The following is a 15,237-nucleotide window of genomic DNA, read 5'->3' on the forward strand; positions in this document are numbered from 1 at the left end:
ATCGTGGAGAGTGACAGTGATTTTTTCAGCTTCATGACAGTGGCCAAGGAACTGGTGACCGACAACCGCCCCTTGCGCTTGCGCCTCGACCTGCCTGGCGGCGCCAATGACGACATGCTGCTACCACAGCGTGTGTACGGATCTGAGACGCTATGTGGCGGCATCGAGTATCGCGTGCTGTGTGTTTCCGCCAACGCGCAGATGCCACTGAAGCAGCTGATCGCCGTGCCAGCCGTGCTGGAATTCGTCACCGATCGCGGCGACCTGCGCAACGTGTGCGGCATCGTTACCGAAGCCAGTTCCGGCGATAGCGATGGCGGCCTGGCCAGCTACCAGCTAGTGTTACGGGACGCGCTGGCCATCCTGGAAAAGCGCAGCAACACGCGCGTGTTCCGCAACATGAACGAGGTGGAAATCGTCCAGCGCATCCTCAATGAATGGCGGCAGAAAAGCCCGGTGCTCGGCACTTGCTTCAAGCACGAAACCGATGATGCCTTCAGCCAGCGCACCTACCCCAAGCGCGAATTGACCATGCAGCACAATGAGTCGGATGCCGCCTTCATCCGCCGCCTGCTGAAGCGGCGCGGCATCGGCTGGTATATTCGCGCCGAAGGAAGCGGCCATACACTGGTGCTGTTCAACAGCGCCGACAGCCTGCGTCAGAACGCCGCCGGCACCATCCGCTATCACCGCGACAGCGCCACTGAAGAGCGCGATACCATCACCGCCTGGAGCGCGGTCCGCAGTCTGCAACCGGGCATGGTCACACGCCATAGCTGGGACTACATGAATCCGCAGGGTAGGGACTTCATGCTGGTGGAGGCCGGCAGCGGGATCGACCAAGGCGTAAGCGGCAACGAACTGGCCGCCAGCCTGGACGACTACCAGATCCTGCCGCCGCACGCCGGCGACGACAACGAAGACCTGTTCCGCCTCGGCCAATTGCGCATGAACCGGCACGACTATGAATCCAAATGCTTCCACGGCGAAGGCAGCGTGCGCGACCTGTGCGCCGGTGAATATTTCACGCTGGCCGAGCACCCGGAAGTGGATGATCATTCGCCCGAAGATCGCGACTTCGTCGTCACCGCTCTTCAAGTGACTGCGCAGAACAACTTGCCGAAAGCCTTGGCCGCGCGTGTGGAGCGGTTGTTCACCCACAGCCGCTGGATGGCCGGCGCGCAGGAACTGCTGATGCATAGGGACATGATAGACAAAGTGGCGAGCGGCCCGCTGCGCATGCACGTCCAGTTCACCGCCGCGCGGCGCGGCGTGACCATCGTCCCCGCTTATGACGCGTCCACCGATCTGCCGCAAGCACAGATGCAAAGCGCCATCGTAGTCGGCCCGGAAGGTGAGGAAGTACATTGCGACCAACTGGGCCGCGTCAAAATCCGCTTCCCCGGTACTCGGGCGGAAGACCATGAAGAAGCTTCTGGCACCGGCGCATCAGACACACAGACGGATTCCGCTTGGGTACGCGTCGCTTCCAACTGGGCCGGCAACGGTCCGGGGCCGTTCCAGCAATGCGGCACCATCGGCCTGCCCCGCGTCGGCACCGAAGTCCTGGTCGCCTTCCTTGGCGGCGACCCCGACAAACCCGTCATCGTCGGCCAGCTTTACAACCAGGACGCAATGCCGGCAGCCCTCAGCAGCGCCAGCGACCTGCCAGGCAACCGCTACCTCTCTGGCATCAAAAGCCGTGAGATCAATGGTGGCCGCGCAAACCAGCTGCGGCTTGACGACACAGAAGGCCAGATCAGCGCACAGTTGGCCAGCGATCATGGCGACTCCCAACTGAACTTGGGTTTCCTGACTCAGCCAATACGTGATGGTTGTGGTGAGTCACGTGGACAGGGCGCGGAGTTGCGTAGTGATAAGGCCGTTGCGGTGAGAGGTGTTGAAGGCATATTAATCACGGCAGAAGAATCTCCAAAAGAACGAATCCATCTCGACCGAAATCAAATGATCGGGTTGGTCAAGAGTCTTCAGAAAACCGCAGAACAACTCTCAAAGCTGGCCGTCGTCCGGGCAAAGGATGAGCCTGATACAGACCAGCTATCCGAGCTTGTTCACAGACTGCAGCACTTGGATAAACAAGCTGCGTCAGTGGTCGGCATCTTTGCCCCTGATGGCATCGTAATGGGGAGCGGGAAAAGCATGCTGTTTGATGCCTCTAAAGGCATGGACTTCGTCAGTGCCGCGCATGCTCGCATAGGTGCTACTGGACCGGTTTCGCTTCGATCGGCAGCGGATATAAGTATATTTTCGAACGAGGGCGGAGCGAAGATTACTGCCGCCTCGGGGAAAATCTTGGCTCAAGCGCAGAGTGATGGGATCGAGATCCTTGCAAAGAAGGTGCTGGACATCATCAGCGCCAATGATTGGATAAATATTCGTGCCCAGCAAGGCGTTCGAATTAATGCCGGTGGCAGCGAGCTTGTTATCGATGCGAAAGGCATAAAAGGCTACACATGCGGCAAGCATGAGATGCATGCATCGGTCCATCAGACCTTCGGCCCGCAGGCTGCGCAGTCTAATCTCCATCGCGAGTTTCCCGAACTATCAGAATTACTTACCGAGAAGACTTGGGTTGAAGTCACGTTGATGGATGGAGAGCTTCCTGCGAAGGGAGAGCGCTATGTGATCACCGACGCAGAAGGCACGCGGCACGAAGGAATTCTTGATGATAGCGGATTTGCCAGAGTCGAGTCGGTAGTCTCCGGTCACTGCAAGTTGGAGTTTCCTGAAGTTGGCCGATGCACTGACTTAAAAGCGTAGGTCCTGCAGAGTGAGGAGCGAATGGCAAAAACTGAGCAAACAACGGAGAATCTAAAAGTAGGTGTAAGCGTAGAGGCTGGGCGACATACTACCATCCAGCTCTTGTCTCCGAAAATTGAAATCTTAATCGGAGGACCGTACAAGGCTGCGGATGGCATGCATACTTATGGTCACATGGCACTGAGAGTAAGCACTACTAAACAAGAGCGGGTCTACGACTTTGGGCGCTATGGGCGGACTAACGGAGAATTCAGCGCGACGGGCGACGGGATATTGAGGGTATGGAGTGATTTTGGCGCATACATTAGTGGTGAAAATGCCTATGGTCGTGTGACTAGAGGATTCTCATATAACGTAACGGATGAGCAGGCTATAAAAATTTTCTCTCATTATGAGCAGCTGACTGCCAGTGCAACGAAACGACGAGCCGCGCATCCTAAGGAAGAAGAGTTCAAATTGGCAAAGGAATATCATGCGATCACTAACAACTGCGCCACTATGTCACTTGCTGGTGCGCGTCTGGCATTGCCAAGCATTGACGCTCAGGCGTCCAGGTACAACGAAGGGCGAGGGATGAGCGAGGTGGAAAAAATCGCTGCACGGGGAAGCAACTTCGGATTCTGGCCATCTCATATTTTCATGCCGGCAGATGTACAGGCGATGTTGGAGACGGAAAAGAAATCTATCCCATCAAAAATTGAGAGCTACGGAAAGGGAAGAAAATGAGCGGAAAGCGAGCCTTCTCTCTTTTAGTGCTTGGGGGCGTCATCGGACTTTCGGGAGTTTTATTTTTGATCAAAGGAGTGAACAACATGACCACGAAGAAGGCATATCGCCTTGATGAGCCACTGCTGATTGAAGGGGAAAAACAGAACAGCTATTCCTTGCTGCCTCAAGGCACTGTGCTCTACTACGATAAGAGTTGGGATGAGGGGCATAGCACTTATCATGTGTACTTCAACTTTAAAGGAGAATTTAAGTCGACCGGCGTTGACGACAATAGTATCAATCCGATCTGGTTAAGAACAGTGCCTGCTGAAGAGTTGCCGAAGCTGCTCTCAGAATATCCGGTAAGCGTTGAAGAGTTAACCGCCATTCTGAAGGCTAAGCGAGCAAGAAAGCAGGACCTTGTACAAATTCTTCGCGACTGGAAAGACTGACGTCGCAGTGTTTTATCTCGGAGCCACAATCATGAAAAATAGCAAAAGCAAGGGAGTGATTCGCTTGGGTGATAGCACGTCACACGGAGGTAAGGTGTTGACTGCGTGTACTGATCTCATCTCGCATGGGAAACCGGTAGCGCTAAATGGCAATAACACGCTCTGCCCTCAGTGCAAGGGTATGTTCCCCATTCAGACCATGGGTCGTGAACGCATACACAAAGGAGAGTCTGTTGCCTACGACGGTGACAAGACTACCTGTGGAGCAACTCTCATTTCTAGTATTTAGATTCGCAAGTCATTTAGTGATGGAGCTTGGCACATACGCATCAATGATCAATGGCGTCTGACGTTCAGATGGGGCGCGCATGGTCCTTACGACGTACTAATCGAAGATGCCCATTAAGCCGGGAACAGTCCGGCGTAGTAACCTGAACAGCAACGGAGTGCATCATGTTCAAGAACGGCATGCGTCCCATACACCCAGGCGAGATCCTGCTGGAGGACTACATCAAGCCTTCGGGTGTCAGCGTGCGTTCTGTGGCGACGGATCTGCACGTTCCATATGCGCGTTTCAACGAGATCATCAAAGGCCAGCGTAGCGTGACTGCGGATATTGCTCTGCGTCTCGAACGCTATTTCGGGAATGAGGCCCAAGGCTGGCTGAATCTTCAAAGCGCATACGATCTTCGTATCGCCGAAACTTCGATTGGCAAAACCATCGCGAAAGAAGTGCAGCCGCTTGGGGAAAATCGCGTTATGGACTCAGCCTTCGAATGAGTTCGACGATGGGGATTTGCTCATCATCATGGCCAGCAAGCTTGCCCCCGCGCCGGCCGTATGCCAATATGCCGCGACTACAATTCTGACGTTTCGCAATGACCGCTCCGCTCGCACAGAAAGTTCTCGATTATTGGCACAGTGTTGAATTCTTCAATCACTACGATCTGGATGATGTCATCAAGAATGCGCGCGCCAATGAGCGGCGGGAGTTCTTCATCTCCGCCGACAAGCTCGCGGAGCCTGAGTGGCTGCGGCATGAAGAGACAGCGCGGACCGTGTATCTGCTGCCATTTGATGTCAGCCAGATCACCGAGCTGGCGCGATCACATGTGGCGGGCAAGGCTTCCGCCACCGATGAACAGCGCGATCAGGAATTCGCTCCCGAAGGGTTGACCTGTTTTGCCCAGTTACGTCTGACCACCACCGGCATCCCCGATTTCAACAGCCTGAGCTTCTCCACTCTGCCATGGGCGGCAGGCATGCTGCAACAAGGCAAGCTGAGCCAGCTGTGCGCATCTTCCTTCGAGGAGAGTGTGGCCAACCTCAGGGAAAAGTTCGAGTCTGCCTGGTCATGCCGTACAGATGAAAAATGTTCACCGGTCTTTCTTCAGGTGCTCGCTGGCCTGTTGGTGGACTGGGCTGATTTTCAACCGCGCGGTCGCGACATCGCCTGGGTCGATGTACAAAAAGAACCGGCCAAGGTCAGTGCCAAAACGTCGCCTTCGCCAAACGATAGCGACGGACAGGAAGACCCGCCAACCTTGGTAGCGGACGAACTGCCTATCCTGAACAGCTTCTACTATCACGATCTGAAGTTGGCTGCCGAGTCGCTGCAGCAGCACCATAGGCCGCATGCCTTACACGCTTACCTGAGCGACGGCGGCATTCCCAAGCTTGACCTGGAAACCGCCGCCGGCGAGCAGGCAATCCATGATGCGCTGTCGCCGTCACTGACCAACGCCGGCCGCTGGCCGACCGAGCCCGAACTCTTGCAATCGCTGATGCAGCAGTTCGCGTTAAACAAAATGCGTGCCTTGCCGGAGGGCGGCCTGTTGTCTGTTAATGGTCCGCCGGGGACCGGCAAGACCACATTGGTCAAAGACCTGGTCGCCGATTTGATCGTTAAGCGTGCGGATGTTTTGGCAGGCTTGCCGATGGCTAAAGCCGGTATCTCCAGAGAGAGCGTGAAGCTTGGTTTCGGCACCGACGCGCCAACCCCGCTTCCGGTGCTAGTCTCCGAGCTGACTGGTTTCGAGATGGTGGTGGCCTCCTCGAACAACGGCGCGGTGGAAAACCTGTCACTTGAGTTGCCTCAGCTAGAGGGCATAGCAAAAGACCACGCCGACACGTTACGCCATTTTGGCGAAGTCGCCACCAAATATGCCGGCACGCGGAACGGTCGGCCATGGAAGCAACCACAAGCGCCTGTATGGGGACTGATCTCCGCCGCATTGGGCAAATCGAAAAACCGCCAGCGGTTCCAGCAGATCTTCGGCTACAACGCCGAGTCGCCATCCAAACGCCCCGGGGAGCGGTTCCTGAGAAAAGATCTGGTCGATTTCGACGCGTGGGACGCGGAGGGGGCTATGAACTACTGGCGCTTCATCCAGGAGCGCAAGCACAGCGTGCCCTCGTTTGACAGCGCCAAGCGCCGCTATCAACAAGCCAAGGGCGCGTATGCCGTCTTCGAAGCCAGCCAGGTCAATCTGCGGAAAAAGTGGCTGGAATTTGTTGAGGCGTGGTCGCTCGCGCGGTCGGCACTGGAGCTGCACACCGATTTGCAGACTGATATACAGCCCATTGCGGACGAGCTTGACGCACGCATCCGCCAATTCAACCGCCAACTGGAGCAAGTGGAGTTGACGCTGTGGCCCAGCATGTTCCGCTGGATGATGCGCTGGCTGAGTCGGCAAAAATTTGGCGCCTGGCTGGATGCGAGAAGCAGGCTGCTACACACAGAAAATCTGCGCGACGATCTGGCGATCGTGCTCAAGTTACAGGAAAAAACAGGACAGTTGCATCTCTGGGATGGACTGACGCTGGATAGCCATCGTAATCAGGCGGCGGCCCTGTGGCAGGGCAGCGAATACAACCGCTTGCGCAGCGAGTTGTTTGCGGCTGCCATGGAGTTGCACCAGGCCTTCATCCTGGAGGCGGCCCCTTCCAGCGTCGGGATCGCCATCGGTAATCTGCTGTCCAAGCGGGTCACGCATGGTACGCCACTGCCGGTATGGCAGTGGTTGTTCATGCTGGTGCCGGTGGTGTCCACCACCTTCGCCTCGGTGCGCAACCAGTTCCGTGGCGTCGCGCCTGGCAGCCTCGGCTGGTTGATTATCGATGAGGCGGGGCAGGCGATTCCGCAAGCTGCTGTGGGGGCCTTGCTGCGCGCCAGGCGTGCGGTTGTGGTGGGCGATCCACTGCAGATCGAACCAGTGGTAGGCATACCCACCAGGCTGGTGAAGAAGCTGGGCGAAGTCTGGTTGGGCGAGCAAGCGGATGCCTATGCAGTCCATCAGCATTCCGTTCAGACCTTGTCTGACAGAGCCCATGAGTTTGGCGTGCGCCATCCCTTACGGGACGAGGAATTCATCGGCATACCCTTGGTGATGCACAGGCGCTGCGATAATCCGATGTTCGACATCGCCAACAAGATTGCCTACCGAGAGCGTATGCGGCATGCCAAGTCGTCGGCGGTAATGGCGCATCCAGTGCTTGGCAAGAGCGACTGGTGGCACGTGGCGGGCACATGTGAACAGGGAAAATACGTGCATGAGCAGGGGCAGTATCTGATGGAGCAGGTGATCGCCCTGTACGTCAGTGAAGCCCGCGCTGGGCGCCAAGTCCTTCCCAAGTTCTACGTCATCACTCCCTTCCGTGAAGTGAAGAAAGGGCTGATTGACCTGTTGCTCAACCAGCGCGAATGGTCTGCTCGCCTGGCGCCATACAGCCTTCCGGTGCCGGGCAACCTGGAGGAATTGCGCGCCAATATCGGTACCGTCCATACTTTCCAAGGGAAAGAGGCGGAGATCGTATTCTTCGTGCTGGGCTGTGACCAAGAACGTATCGGCGCGATGAACTGGGCTGCCGGCAGCCCGAACTTGCTTAATGTCGCGGTCACGCGTGCCAAGAAGTATTGCTACATTATCGGCGACAAGGGACTGTGGGGCAGTCTGCCGTTTTTTCAAACGGCGCTGCAGGAATACGCGAAAGTGAACAGAGCTGACCAGGCAAAGGAACGCGATGGCGACAGGTAAGAACAAGGACTTTCTGCTGACCTCATTGCTGGCAGAGTTGCGTACCCTCACGGAACGGATTGCCGTCGCTGAAGCTGGAGAGGATGCGCGCGCCATCAAGAAAGTCCGCGTCGGCCTGGAGCAGGTGACGTCGCAGTTGAAAAGCGTGACCACCAAGCTCGACCCCATACTGCGCCCGGAATCCATCTTCGACCCCACCGACCCGAACACGTCGGGCCGGGTCGTCGCGCTGACCCTGGTCGCGCAGACCAAACATCCGCTGGCGAAAATTCCGGAATTCTACGGCGCCGGCGTGTACGCCATCTACTACAAAGGCGACTTCGCACCCTACGCGCAGTTGAAGGGCCGCGACCACCCGATCTACGTCGGCAAGGCAGATCCAGACAACCAGGCGGCCAAAGACGCGGTCAGCCAAGGCACCAAGCTGTCCGCCCGCCTCAACGAGCACGCGCGCAGCATCAGGAAAGCCGCCACTACGCTGGACATCAACGATTTCGAGTGCCGCTTCCTGATCGTGCAGACCGGCTTCCAGAAATCAGCCGAGGATTACCTGATCAACTTCTTCAAGCCGATCTGGAACTCCGAAACCAAAATATGCTTTGGTCTGGGCAAGCACGGGGACAGTTCCGACACGCGCGGCAACAAGCGCTCACCATGGGACACGATGCATCCTGGCCGGGAGTGGGCCAGCGCCACCACAGAGAATCAAAAGGCGCCGGAAACGATCATTGAGCAGATCAGCGCGCATCTCACAGAGCACCAGCCATACGCCGATATCCACGAAATCTTCAAGCGCTTCACCGAAGACATGCACCAGCTGGATTCAGACCGTTTCTACACGCCGGCACACGGCGTCGTCGAGCTGGAGGCAGCGGACCACGACCCGGCGAGCCCGGACGCTACTCCCTGAGCAAGTCACATACGCTCTTGGCCATCACGGACGCCAGGTGTACCGGCACGGCATTGCCGAGCTGACGCATGATCTCGCCCCAGGTGCCTTCAAACAGGAAGGCATCCGGGAAGGTTTGAATGCGCGCCGATTCGCGCACGGTGAAGTAGCGGACCGATCCATCCACACGCCGCAGCATATTTTCGCCGCCGGGCACACCATGGTCGCCTGCCTTCAACGCCTTCGCCGGCTCGTCCAGCGGGCTGCCGGTGTGGCCGGGATAGATGCGCGCGCCAGGCTGAAAACGGTGCGCCTGTACCTTGCCGGGGAAGCGCTCGGGATCGGGCAAATCGGCAATGGCATCGCGCACGGTGCGCCAGGCGAGCAGATTGCTGCCGTAGTCGGTGTCGATCAGCGCGCTGATCTTTTTCTCGGCGCCGGCCGGCTTGGACGGGCGCTGGCGCGTTGCCACCTTATGCCGCTCCCAATATTCGCTGGAGCCCCACTGCGAGAGCAGCAGCGCGTCGCTGCTATGCGTCTCGGCGGGCGGCTCCCAGACCTTGCCCTCGTCCCCGCGGATGCCGACAAAGAAAACACGCATGCGCTTCTGGGGGACGCCATAGTTCGCCGCGTTCACCAGCTTGAAAGTGACGTTGTACTCGCTGGTGATCCCCGGCTTCTGCTGCCACTTGCGCAAGCGGGTCAGATGATCGCCCCATTGCTCCTTGGGCTTCGCCATCAGCGACGGGAACTCCAGCTGCAGCAGAATATAGTCGAAGTAATCGGCGAAGGCGGCGCGCGTCAGCCCCTGCACGTTCTCGAAGACGAACGTGCGCGGACGCGCCTCGCGCACAGCGCGTATCGCCTGCGGGAACATATCTCGCTCGTCCAGGAAGCCGCCATGTTTGCCGCCCATGGAGAACGGCTGGCATGGTGGACCGCCGGTGATCAGATCGATCCCTTCGAAGGCGCCGTACTTGAAGTTCTTGACGTCACCCTCGGTCACATCCGGCCAATGGCTGATCGGATCGACCTTGTGCAGCTTGTTGTGGCGAATGGTATTGCAGGCGTGCGCATTCCATTCCACGACCGCTCGGTGAGCGACACCATGCTCGGAAAAACCCATTGCCAAGCCGCCAGCGCCGGCGAAAAGTTCGATCGATGTCAGCGTGCGCGGGGCAAACGTGAGCAGATCTTCGTTGGGGGCGGTGAGAGACGGGTTGTACATGGTGTGTTTAACGATCGGATTGAATCTGTGCGGTCCAACCAGACGTCGACATCTGTTAGCGCGATATTACTCGATCAGAAGTGCGCTGGTCGGGACTGCGGAAGTATAAAGCAACGCGTCGTCGCGACCAAACTACCTGAGCGCTTCATCGGTGATTTTACTGTTTTTTTATACAGCCATCAATAGAAAGTGTTTGACTGTGTCAAAATGATCTTGAATAAATTATGGCAGATCCAACCTCGCTTTTGTTGAAGGACAAAGGGGGCGAGATGGTTGATTCCATAGACCGCGACGCGCGCAGCGCTGTCATGTCACGTGTGAAGAGCAAGGACACGCGGCCCGAAATGGTGGTGCGCAAGCTTGTGTTCGCTGCAGGTTATCGTTACCGGCTACATGTCAGATCTCTGCCAGGCTCTCCTGACTTGGTATTCAGCGCCCGCAAGAAAGTAATTTTTGTGCATGGGTGTTTCTGGCATCGCCATGAGAACTGCAGCTTGGCGCGTCTGCCAAAATCGCGAGTTGAATTCTGGACGGAGAAGCTGGATGGCAATAAAGCCAGGGACGAACATAGCCGCGAAGCGCTTACTCAGGCGGGCTGGGAAGTGCTTGTTGTGTGGAAGTGTGAACTCAAACATCGAGACCAACTCGATAAAAGAATCCGATCATTTCTAGGTTCGGTGACTCATTCCCAAACTGGCAGCGAAAAACCTTGAGCCTACTTGATAATGTAGTGGTCGCGAGATTGGCGATATGTCAGCCATGCAGTTTGAAAATTACGCTCATGGGACTGCTCCCTGTGTGGCTCTGATACTGCACTTTTCCGTGATAGATAAACGGCGCGCCTTTCCCGTTTTCTAGCTTGGTCTCGCGCACGAACAGATGGATGGCCACGCCATTTTGTTCATGTTCGATGATATCTCTGCCTTTCTTGCTGGTCGAAAAAATTATCAAAAGAAAGTTACCAGCTGATGCTTACTGAAGGTAACTAATGTAGAATTGCTAAAACATAATTGTTATTTATAATACGTTTTAGTCCACATGAATGCAGGGAATCAGGACGCTGGCAAATCATGCTCAAAACAATATGGGCGGAGATAGCATGCCCCCTCTTAATCAATTTTTTAAGATGGCCGTCATGGCTGGCGTGGAAAGTGCCGTGCAGCTCCACATCGATCGTGGCGATGATCTCAACGCCCGCGACTCGAGCGGGTTAACTTTGCTCATGCTGTCGGCAGCAAAGAATAAAGCTGCCATGTGCCAATTACTGCTGAACGCCGGAGCTGACGGTGCTTTGCTTGACCCTGCAGGTCGAACCGCTCATGCCATCGCTATTGCGGCGGGTGCTCAACAAGCAGTTGAGGTGTTAGGGCTACCTAGTGCAATTCCTCAGCCTTCTACGATACCTGAGCCGGCACAGGTACAGACGAGAGCCGACGCCCCCTTCCTCCACGCTGAGTGTGCAGGCGTCGCTGAGTCAGCTTTTGATGTGACCTCGGCCGAAGAAAGTCTGCAAACGCCCGTTGCCGCACCCATGCCTCAACTCATTTTAGAAAATGACGAGGATGGATTTTCCTTATTCGACTGGGAGCCTGAAGAAGAGCTTTTGCCACCTGAGCTAGACCCTACCTTAGTAGCCGAAGCCAGTGCAGTTCAAGCCGCCATCTCAGCACACGAACCAATCGATTCGTCAGCCGACTGGGATGATGTCGATGCGTTCCTGCCTGACCAATCCGTTCCATTCATACGCAAAGACGACGTTGAGGCCAGGGAACGCCTACGGCTACTGCTTTTGAGAGCATATCGAGAAGGCAGCGTGCCAAGCATGGAGGTCGAATCATTATCAACGAACGCGGACGGCAGTACCAATCCAGAATTTGAGGCCTTGCTGACTTTGCTCCTGAATGACTTGGGGGCCGAGATCGATGAGCGATTTGAATATGCATCATCCAACGAAGATTTCACTGTGTTCGTCTCTCCTCAAGAGAGCGAGGACGAAGAAGAGCTCATCGACAACGCCATGCAATTCGTCGACAGTGCCGCATCCCGGCGAGCCGAACCCTTACGCACCTATCTCAGGGACTTCCAAAAGATCAAGTTGATTTCTGGCGAAGAAGAGGTTGTACTCGCTCAGCGAATGGAACAACAACATAATCGAGCCCTGGATGCCTTGGGTCTCTGGCCCCATGGTATCGAGGAGGTATTGGCCGCCGGTCGCTTGGTTCAGGCCAAGAAGCAAACACTATTCTCTATGTCGATGGGACCTATTGAGGCACAACCGGAATTAGACGATACAGACGACGAACCTGTCATTGTGGCTGCAGCGGATAGCAGTGGTGATGAGAGCGATGAGGAAGCCGAAGAGTCTGCTGTTACCTCGGATAACGCAGCAAGCCTTTTCTTTGATGCCCTACTTCGCTTAAGCGAGTCGGTGATAAATCCGCAATTGGCTAACAGCACTCATGAAATTAGAGAGCACCTTGATTCGCTGAGACTTAATACGTCATTCCTGTTCGGACTAGCTAAGGCCGCAGCTACCGATACTCATGAATCGGCTAACGCATTTTTAGTCGCAATGACGGGCTACCTGCAAGCTCGTGAGCAGATGGCTTCCGCCAACTTAAAACTGGCGTTCCATATCGCCAAAAAATATCTGTATAGCGGCGAGCCTCTTGACGACTTGGCCCAAGAAGCAAATATCGGTCTGATGAAAGCGGTCGAACGCTTTGATTGGCGACGGGGTTATAAGTTTTCGACTTATGCAACTTGGTGGATACGGCAGCAGGTAAGCCGTGCCGTTGCAGATACTGTCCGCACAATACGAATTCCTGTTCATGTTCACGAAAAGCTTCAAAGACTCTCAAAAGAAATGCGAGCCTTTGAATCGGAAACTGGACGCCCGCCGGAGCCCGCAGAAATCGCAGAGCGTCTGGGCATCAGCTTACGGATTCTCCGAACCCTTGAGCGGATTTCGCAAGAGCCCACATTTATTGACGATGAATTTGATGACGAGCTGATCGATGCAAGTGCCTATAGCAGCCTTGTGTCGCCAGATCCGTTTGAGTCCTGTGCAGAATCTCAATTCTGCCGGACAGTGGACTCTGTAATTTTGGCGCTCAAACTGAAAGAAGAAAAGGTGATTCGCCTACGCTTCGGCATCGGAGTGAATAGCTCCTTCACTCTTGAGGAAGTTGGCGTGGCCTACGGTGTTACAAGGGAACGCATCCGCCAGGTCGAAGCCAAATCTCTTCGAAAGCTACGGAGTCCCATTCATTCAGATCGGCTGTTATTGGCATTCTCTGGATGTCTGCCTGTGAGGGGGAGAAAACCGCTAAGCGTCGACGTGCCAGCAGAAGCAGATGAGGCAGCCGGTGATATCCGGATTAATGCAGAGCCAATCAATGATCTGGAAGCACCTCCAAGCGTTGAATCTGCTAGACCTGATGCCTTCATCCAATTGCCAGCGACATCCAAGTCTTTAGGCCGGTTGTTGTCGCAAATGGAGGGCTCAGGTATTCGCGTGCTAGATGATCGCCAAGGGGAATCAGGGAAAATTTGGGTAGATGTTGCAGATACCAGCGATGGACAGTATCGCAAGCTCGTTCGCAAGCTGTTAGCTGTCGGTTTTGAATTTTCGCCAGGAAAAGGCTACTGGAAATGATTTTGAAAACACGTAGTGCACCACCTCACGCAATGGCTATGCTTGAGGCTCTCCGGGGGTTAGGCTATTCAACCTCTGCGGCGCTGGCCGATATCATCGACAACAGCATCTCCGCCGCAGCAAAGGAAGTCCGCGTTGATTTCGTTTGGGATGGCACTGCGAGTCGTATTTCCATTTTGGATAACGGCCGAGGCATGACCGACTCTGAGCTGGAAAGTGCGATGCGACTGGGCGATAAAAATCCACTTGATGTTCGTGCTTCGCATGATCTTGGCCGCTTTGGGATGGGGCTAAAAACGGCGTCGTTCTCGCAATGCCGGCGACTAACTGTAAAGACCATAAAAAATGAAACCGAAAGCTGCTTGCGTTGGGATTTGGACGAGTTGGCGGCAAACCCCGAGGGTGGATGGCTTTTATTTGAAGGCCCGGCCTCTGGTTCGGGTGGCTATCTCAACGCACTCACCGCTGCGAAATCTGGCACGCTAGTGCTCTGGGAGCTGATGGATCGAATCGTTACGGATGGCTATACAGGCGATAACTTTAATGACTTGATCGATACCGTTGAATCGCATTTGGCAATGATTTTTCATCGCCTGCTGCAAGGTCCGCGTGCAAAGCTCAAACTCCTCCTTAACGGCAGAGCTGTCGTACCCTGGGACCCATTTATGTCAGGGCATTCTGCGAAGCCCTGGACCTCGCCGGTCACGAATCATTCGACCAGTTACGGGAATGTCGCAGTTCAATGCCATGTGTTACCGCACCGCGACAAGCTAACGGCTGCTGAATTTGAGGAGAATGCGGGCCCCGCAGGCTGGACTGCACAGCAAGGCTTTTACGTATATCGAAATGAGCGTCTTCTCGTTGCGGGTGGCTGGCTAGGCTTGGGCAACGCCCGTGCCTGGAACCGAGAAGAAGCTCATCGCCTTGCTCGAATTCGACTCGACATCCCCAATACGGCAGACGCTGATTGGAAAATTGACGTTCGAAAATCCACTGCACGCCCTCCCGTTTCACTGCGTCCTTGGTTGATGTCGCTCGCCGAGAACACTCGGGAACGCGCACGGCGGGTATTTGCATATCGAGGCACACCCGCTCCGACACAGGGCAATGTCCCTATTGAACAGGCTTGGCGTGTGGATCGCCTCAAAGCCGGAATTCGCTATCGCATCGATCCAAATCACCCATCCATTGCAGCTGTCTTGGCGAGTGCAGGGGAGCTTCAACCACTCATTCAGTCAATGCTGCGGGTCATCGAAGAAACCGTGCCGGTGCAACGTATCTGGCTGGATACCGCAGAAAATAAAGAGACTCCTCGGACAAACTTTGATGGAGAACCAAACGCAGCCATTATCGAAGTTGCGACTGTTCTCTTTGATGATCTCATAGAACGCAAAGGTTTCAGTGTGGAGGAGGCACGCAAGTCCATGCTACGCACTGAACCATTCCAAAAATATCCAACACTTGTCGCAAAACTTGGGAGCTAA

The 15,237-nt window shown here is 55.5% G+C and carries 12 protein-coding genes; 10 read left to right on the top strand and 2 right to left on the bottom strand.

Going from position 1 to position 15,237, the window contains the following annotated elements; translation table 11 throughout:
- The first annotated feature begins 3 nt into the window (after window positions 1-3).
- The 7 genes from BLS51_RS27540 to BLS51_RS27575 all read left to right on the top strand — a co-directional run bounded on the left by BLS51_RS27540 (window position 4) and on the right by BLS51_RS27575 (window position 8,888).
- Window positions 4-2,781 (top strand): type VI secretion system Vgr family protein, encoded by a 2,778-nt coding sequence (locus BLS51_RS27540; RefSeq protein ID WP_229207776.1) that lies wholly within the window; start codon window positions 4-6, stop codon window positions 2,779-2,781.
- 21 nt (window positions 2,782-2,802) lie between these two features.
- Window positions 2,803-3,507 (top strand): hypothetical protein, encoded by a 705-nt coding sequence (locus tag BLS51_RS27545; RefSeq protein WP_090192041.1) that lies wholly within the window; start codon window positions 2,803-2,805, stop codon window positions 3,505-3,507.
- An 86-nt stretch (window positions 3,508-3,593) separates the two neighbouring features.
- Complete coding sequence (locus BLS51_RS27550) at window positions 3,594-3,941, top strand: hypothetical protein (protein WP_139168808.1); 348 nt, start codon at window positions 3,594-3,596, stop codon at window positions 3,939-3,941.
- Between the two features lie 31 nt (window positions 3,942-3,972).
- Window positions 3,973-4,230 carry a PAAR domain-containing protein gene (locus tag BLS51_RS27555; protein WP_090192035.1) on the top strand — a complete coding sequence of 86 codons (258 nt, stop codon included), beginning with the start codon at window positions 3,973-3,975 and terminating at the stop codon, window positions 4,228-4,230.
- A 164-nt stretch (window positions 4,231-4,394) separates the two neighbouring features.
- Entirely contained in the window at window positions 4,395-4,721 is a 327-nt protein-coding gene (locus BLS51_RS27565) for a HigA family addiction module antitoxin (protein ID WP_090192033.1), read from the top strand.
- Window positions 4,722-4,819: 98 nt separating this feature from the next.
- The gene (locus tag BLS51_RS27570) at window positions 4,820-7,978 is read left to right on the top strand and encodes a DEAD/DEAH box helicase (RefSeq protein WP_090192029.1); all 3,159 of its coding nucleotides are present in this window, start codon (window positions 4,820-4,822) and stop codon (window positions 7,976-7,978) included.
- A complete protein-coding gene (locus tag BLS51_RS27575) occupies window positions 7,965-8,888 on the top strand; it encodes an Eco29kI family restriction endonuclease (protein WP_090192024.1) in 924 nt (307 codons plus the stop codon). Before BLS51_RS27570 ends, BLS51_RS27575 begins: the two co-directional genes overlap by 14 nt.
- On the opposite strand, the gene BLS51_RS27580 is transcribed toward BLS51_RS27575, so the two are convergent.
- Window positions 8,878-10,095: a DNA cytosine methyltransferase gene (locus BLS51_RS27580; protein ID WP_229208076.1), complete on the bottom strand. Its 1,218-nt coding sequence runs from the start codon at window positions 10,093-10,095 to the stop codon at window positions 8,878-8,880. The genes BLS51_RS27575 and BLS51_RS27580 overlap by 11 nt on opposite strands.
- Window positions 10,096-10,319: 224 nt before the next feature.
- Here BLS51_RS27580 and BLS51_RS27585 point away from each other — a divergent pair, with 224 nt between their 5' ends.
- Window positions 10,320-10,808: a very short patch repair endonuclease gene (locus tag BLS51_RS27585; RefSeq protein WP_229207774.1), complete on the top strand. Its 489-nt coding sequence runs from the start codon at window positions 10,320-10,322 to the stop codon at window positions 10,806-10,808.
- Between the two features lie 40 nt (window positions 10,809-10,848).
- Here the strand turns inward: BLS51_RS27585 and BLS51_RS27590 are convergent, their stop codons facing one another.
- A complete protein-coding gene (locus tag BLS51_RS27590; protein ID WP_090192021.1) occupies window positions 10,849-11,046 on the bottom strand; it encodes a DUF3427 domain-containing protein in 198 nt (65 codons plus the stop codon).
- 148 nt (window positions 11,047-11,194) lie between these two features.
- Here BLS51_RS27590 and BLS51_RS27595 point away from each other — a divergent pair, with 148 nt between their 5' ends.
- Both BLS51_RS27595 and BLS51_RS27600 read left to right on the top strand, forming a co-directional pair.
- On the top strand, window positions 11,195-13,753 hold the full coding sequence (locus tag BLS51_RS27595; RefSeq protein WP_175472711.1) for a sigma-70 family RNA polymerase sigma factor: 2,559 nt from the start codon (window positions 11,195-11,197) through the stop codon (window positions 13,751-13,753).
- A complete protein-coding gene (locus BLS51_RS27600) occupies window positions 13,750-15,237 on the top strand; it encodes an ATP-binding protein (RefSeq protein ID WP_217636504.1) in 1,488 nt (495 codons plus the stop codon). The genes BLS51_RS27595 and BLS51_RS27600 overlap by 4 nt, the downstream gene beginning before the upstream one ends.

It is taken from the genome of Duganella sp. OV510, from assembly GCF_900100205.1.
Taxonomy (GTDB): Bacteria; Pseudomonadota; Gammaproteobacteria; order Burkholderiales; family Burkholderiaceae_D; genus Rugamonas.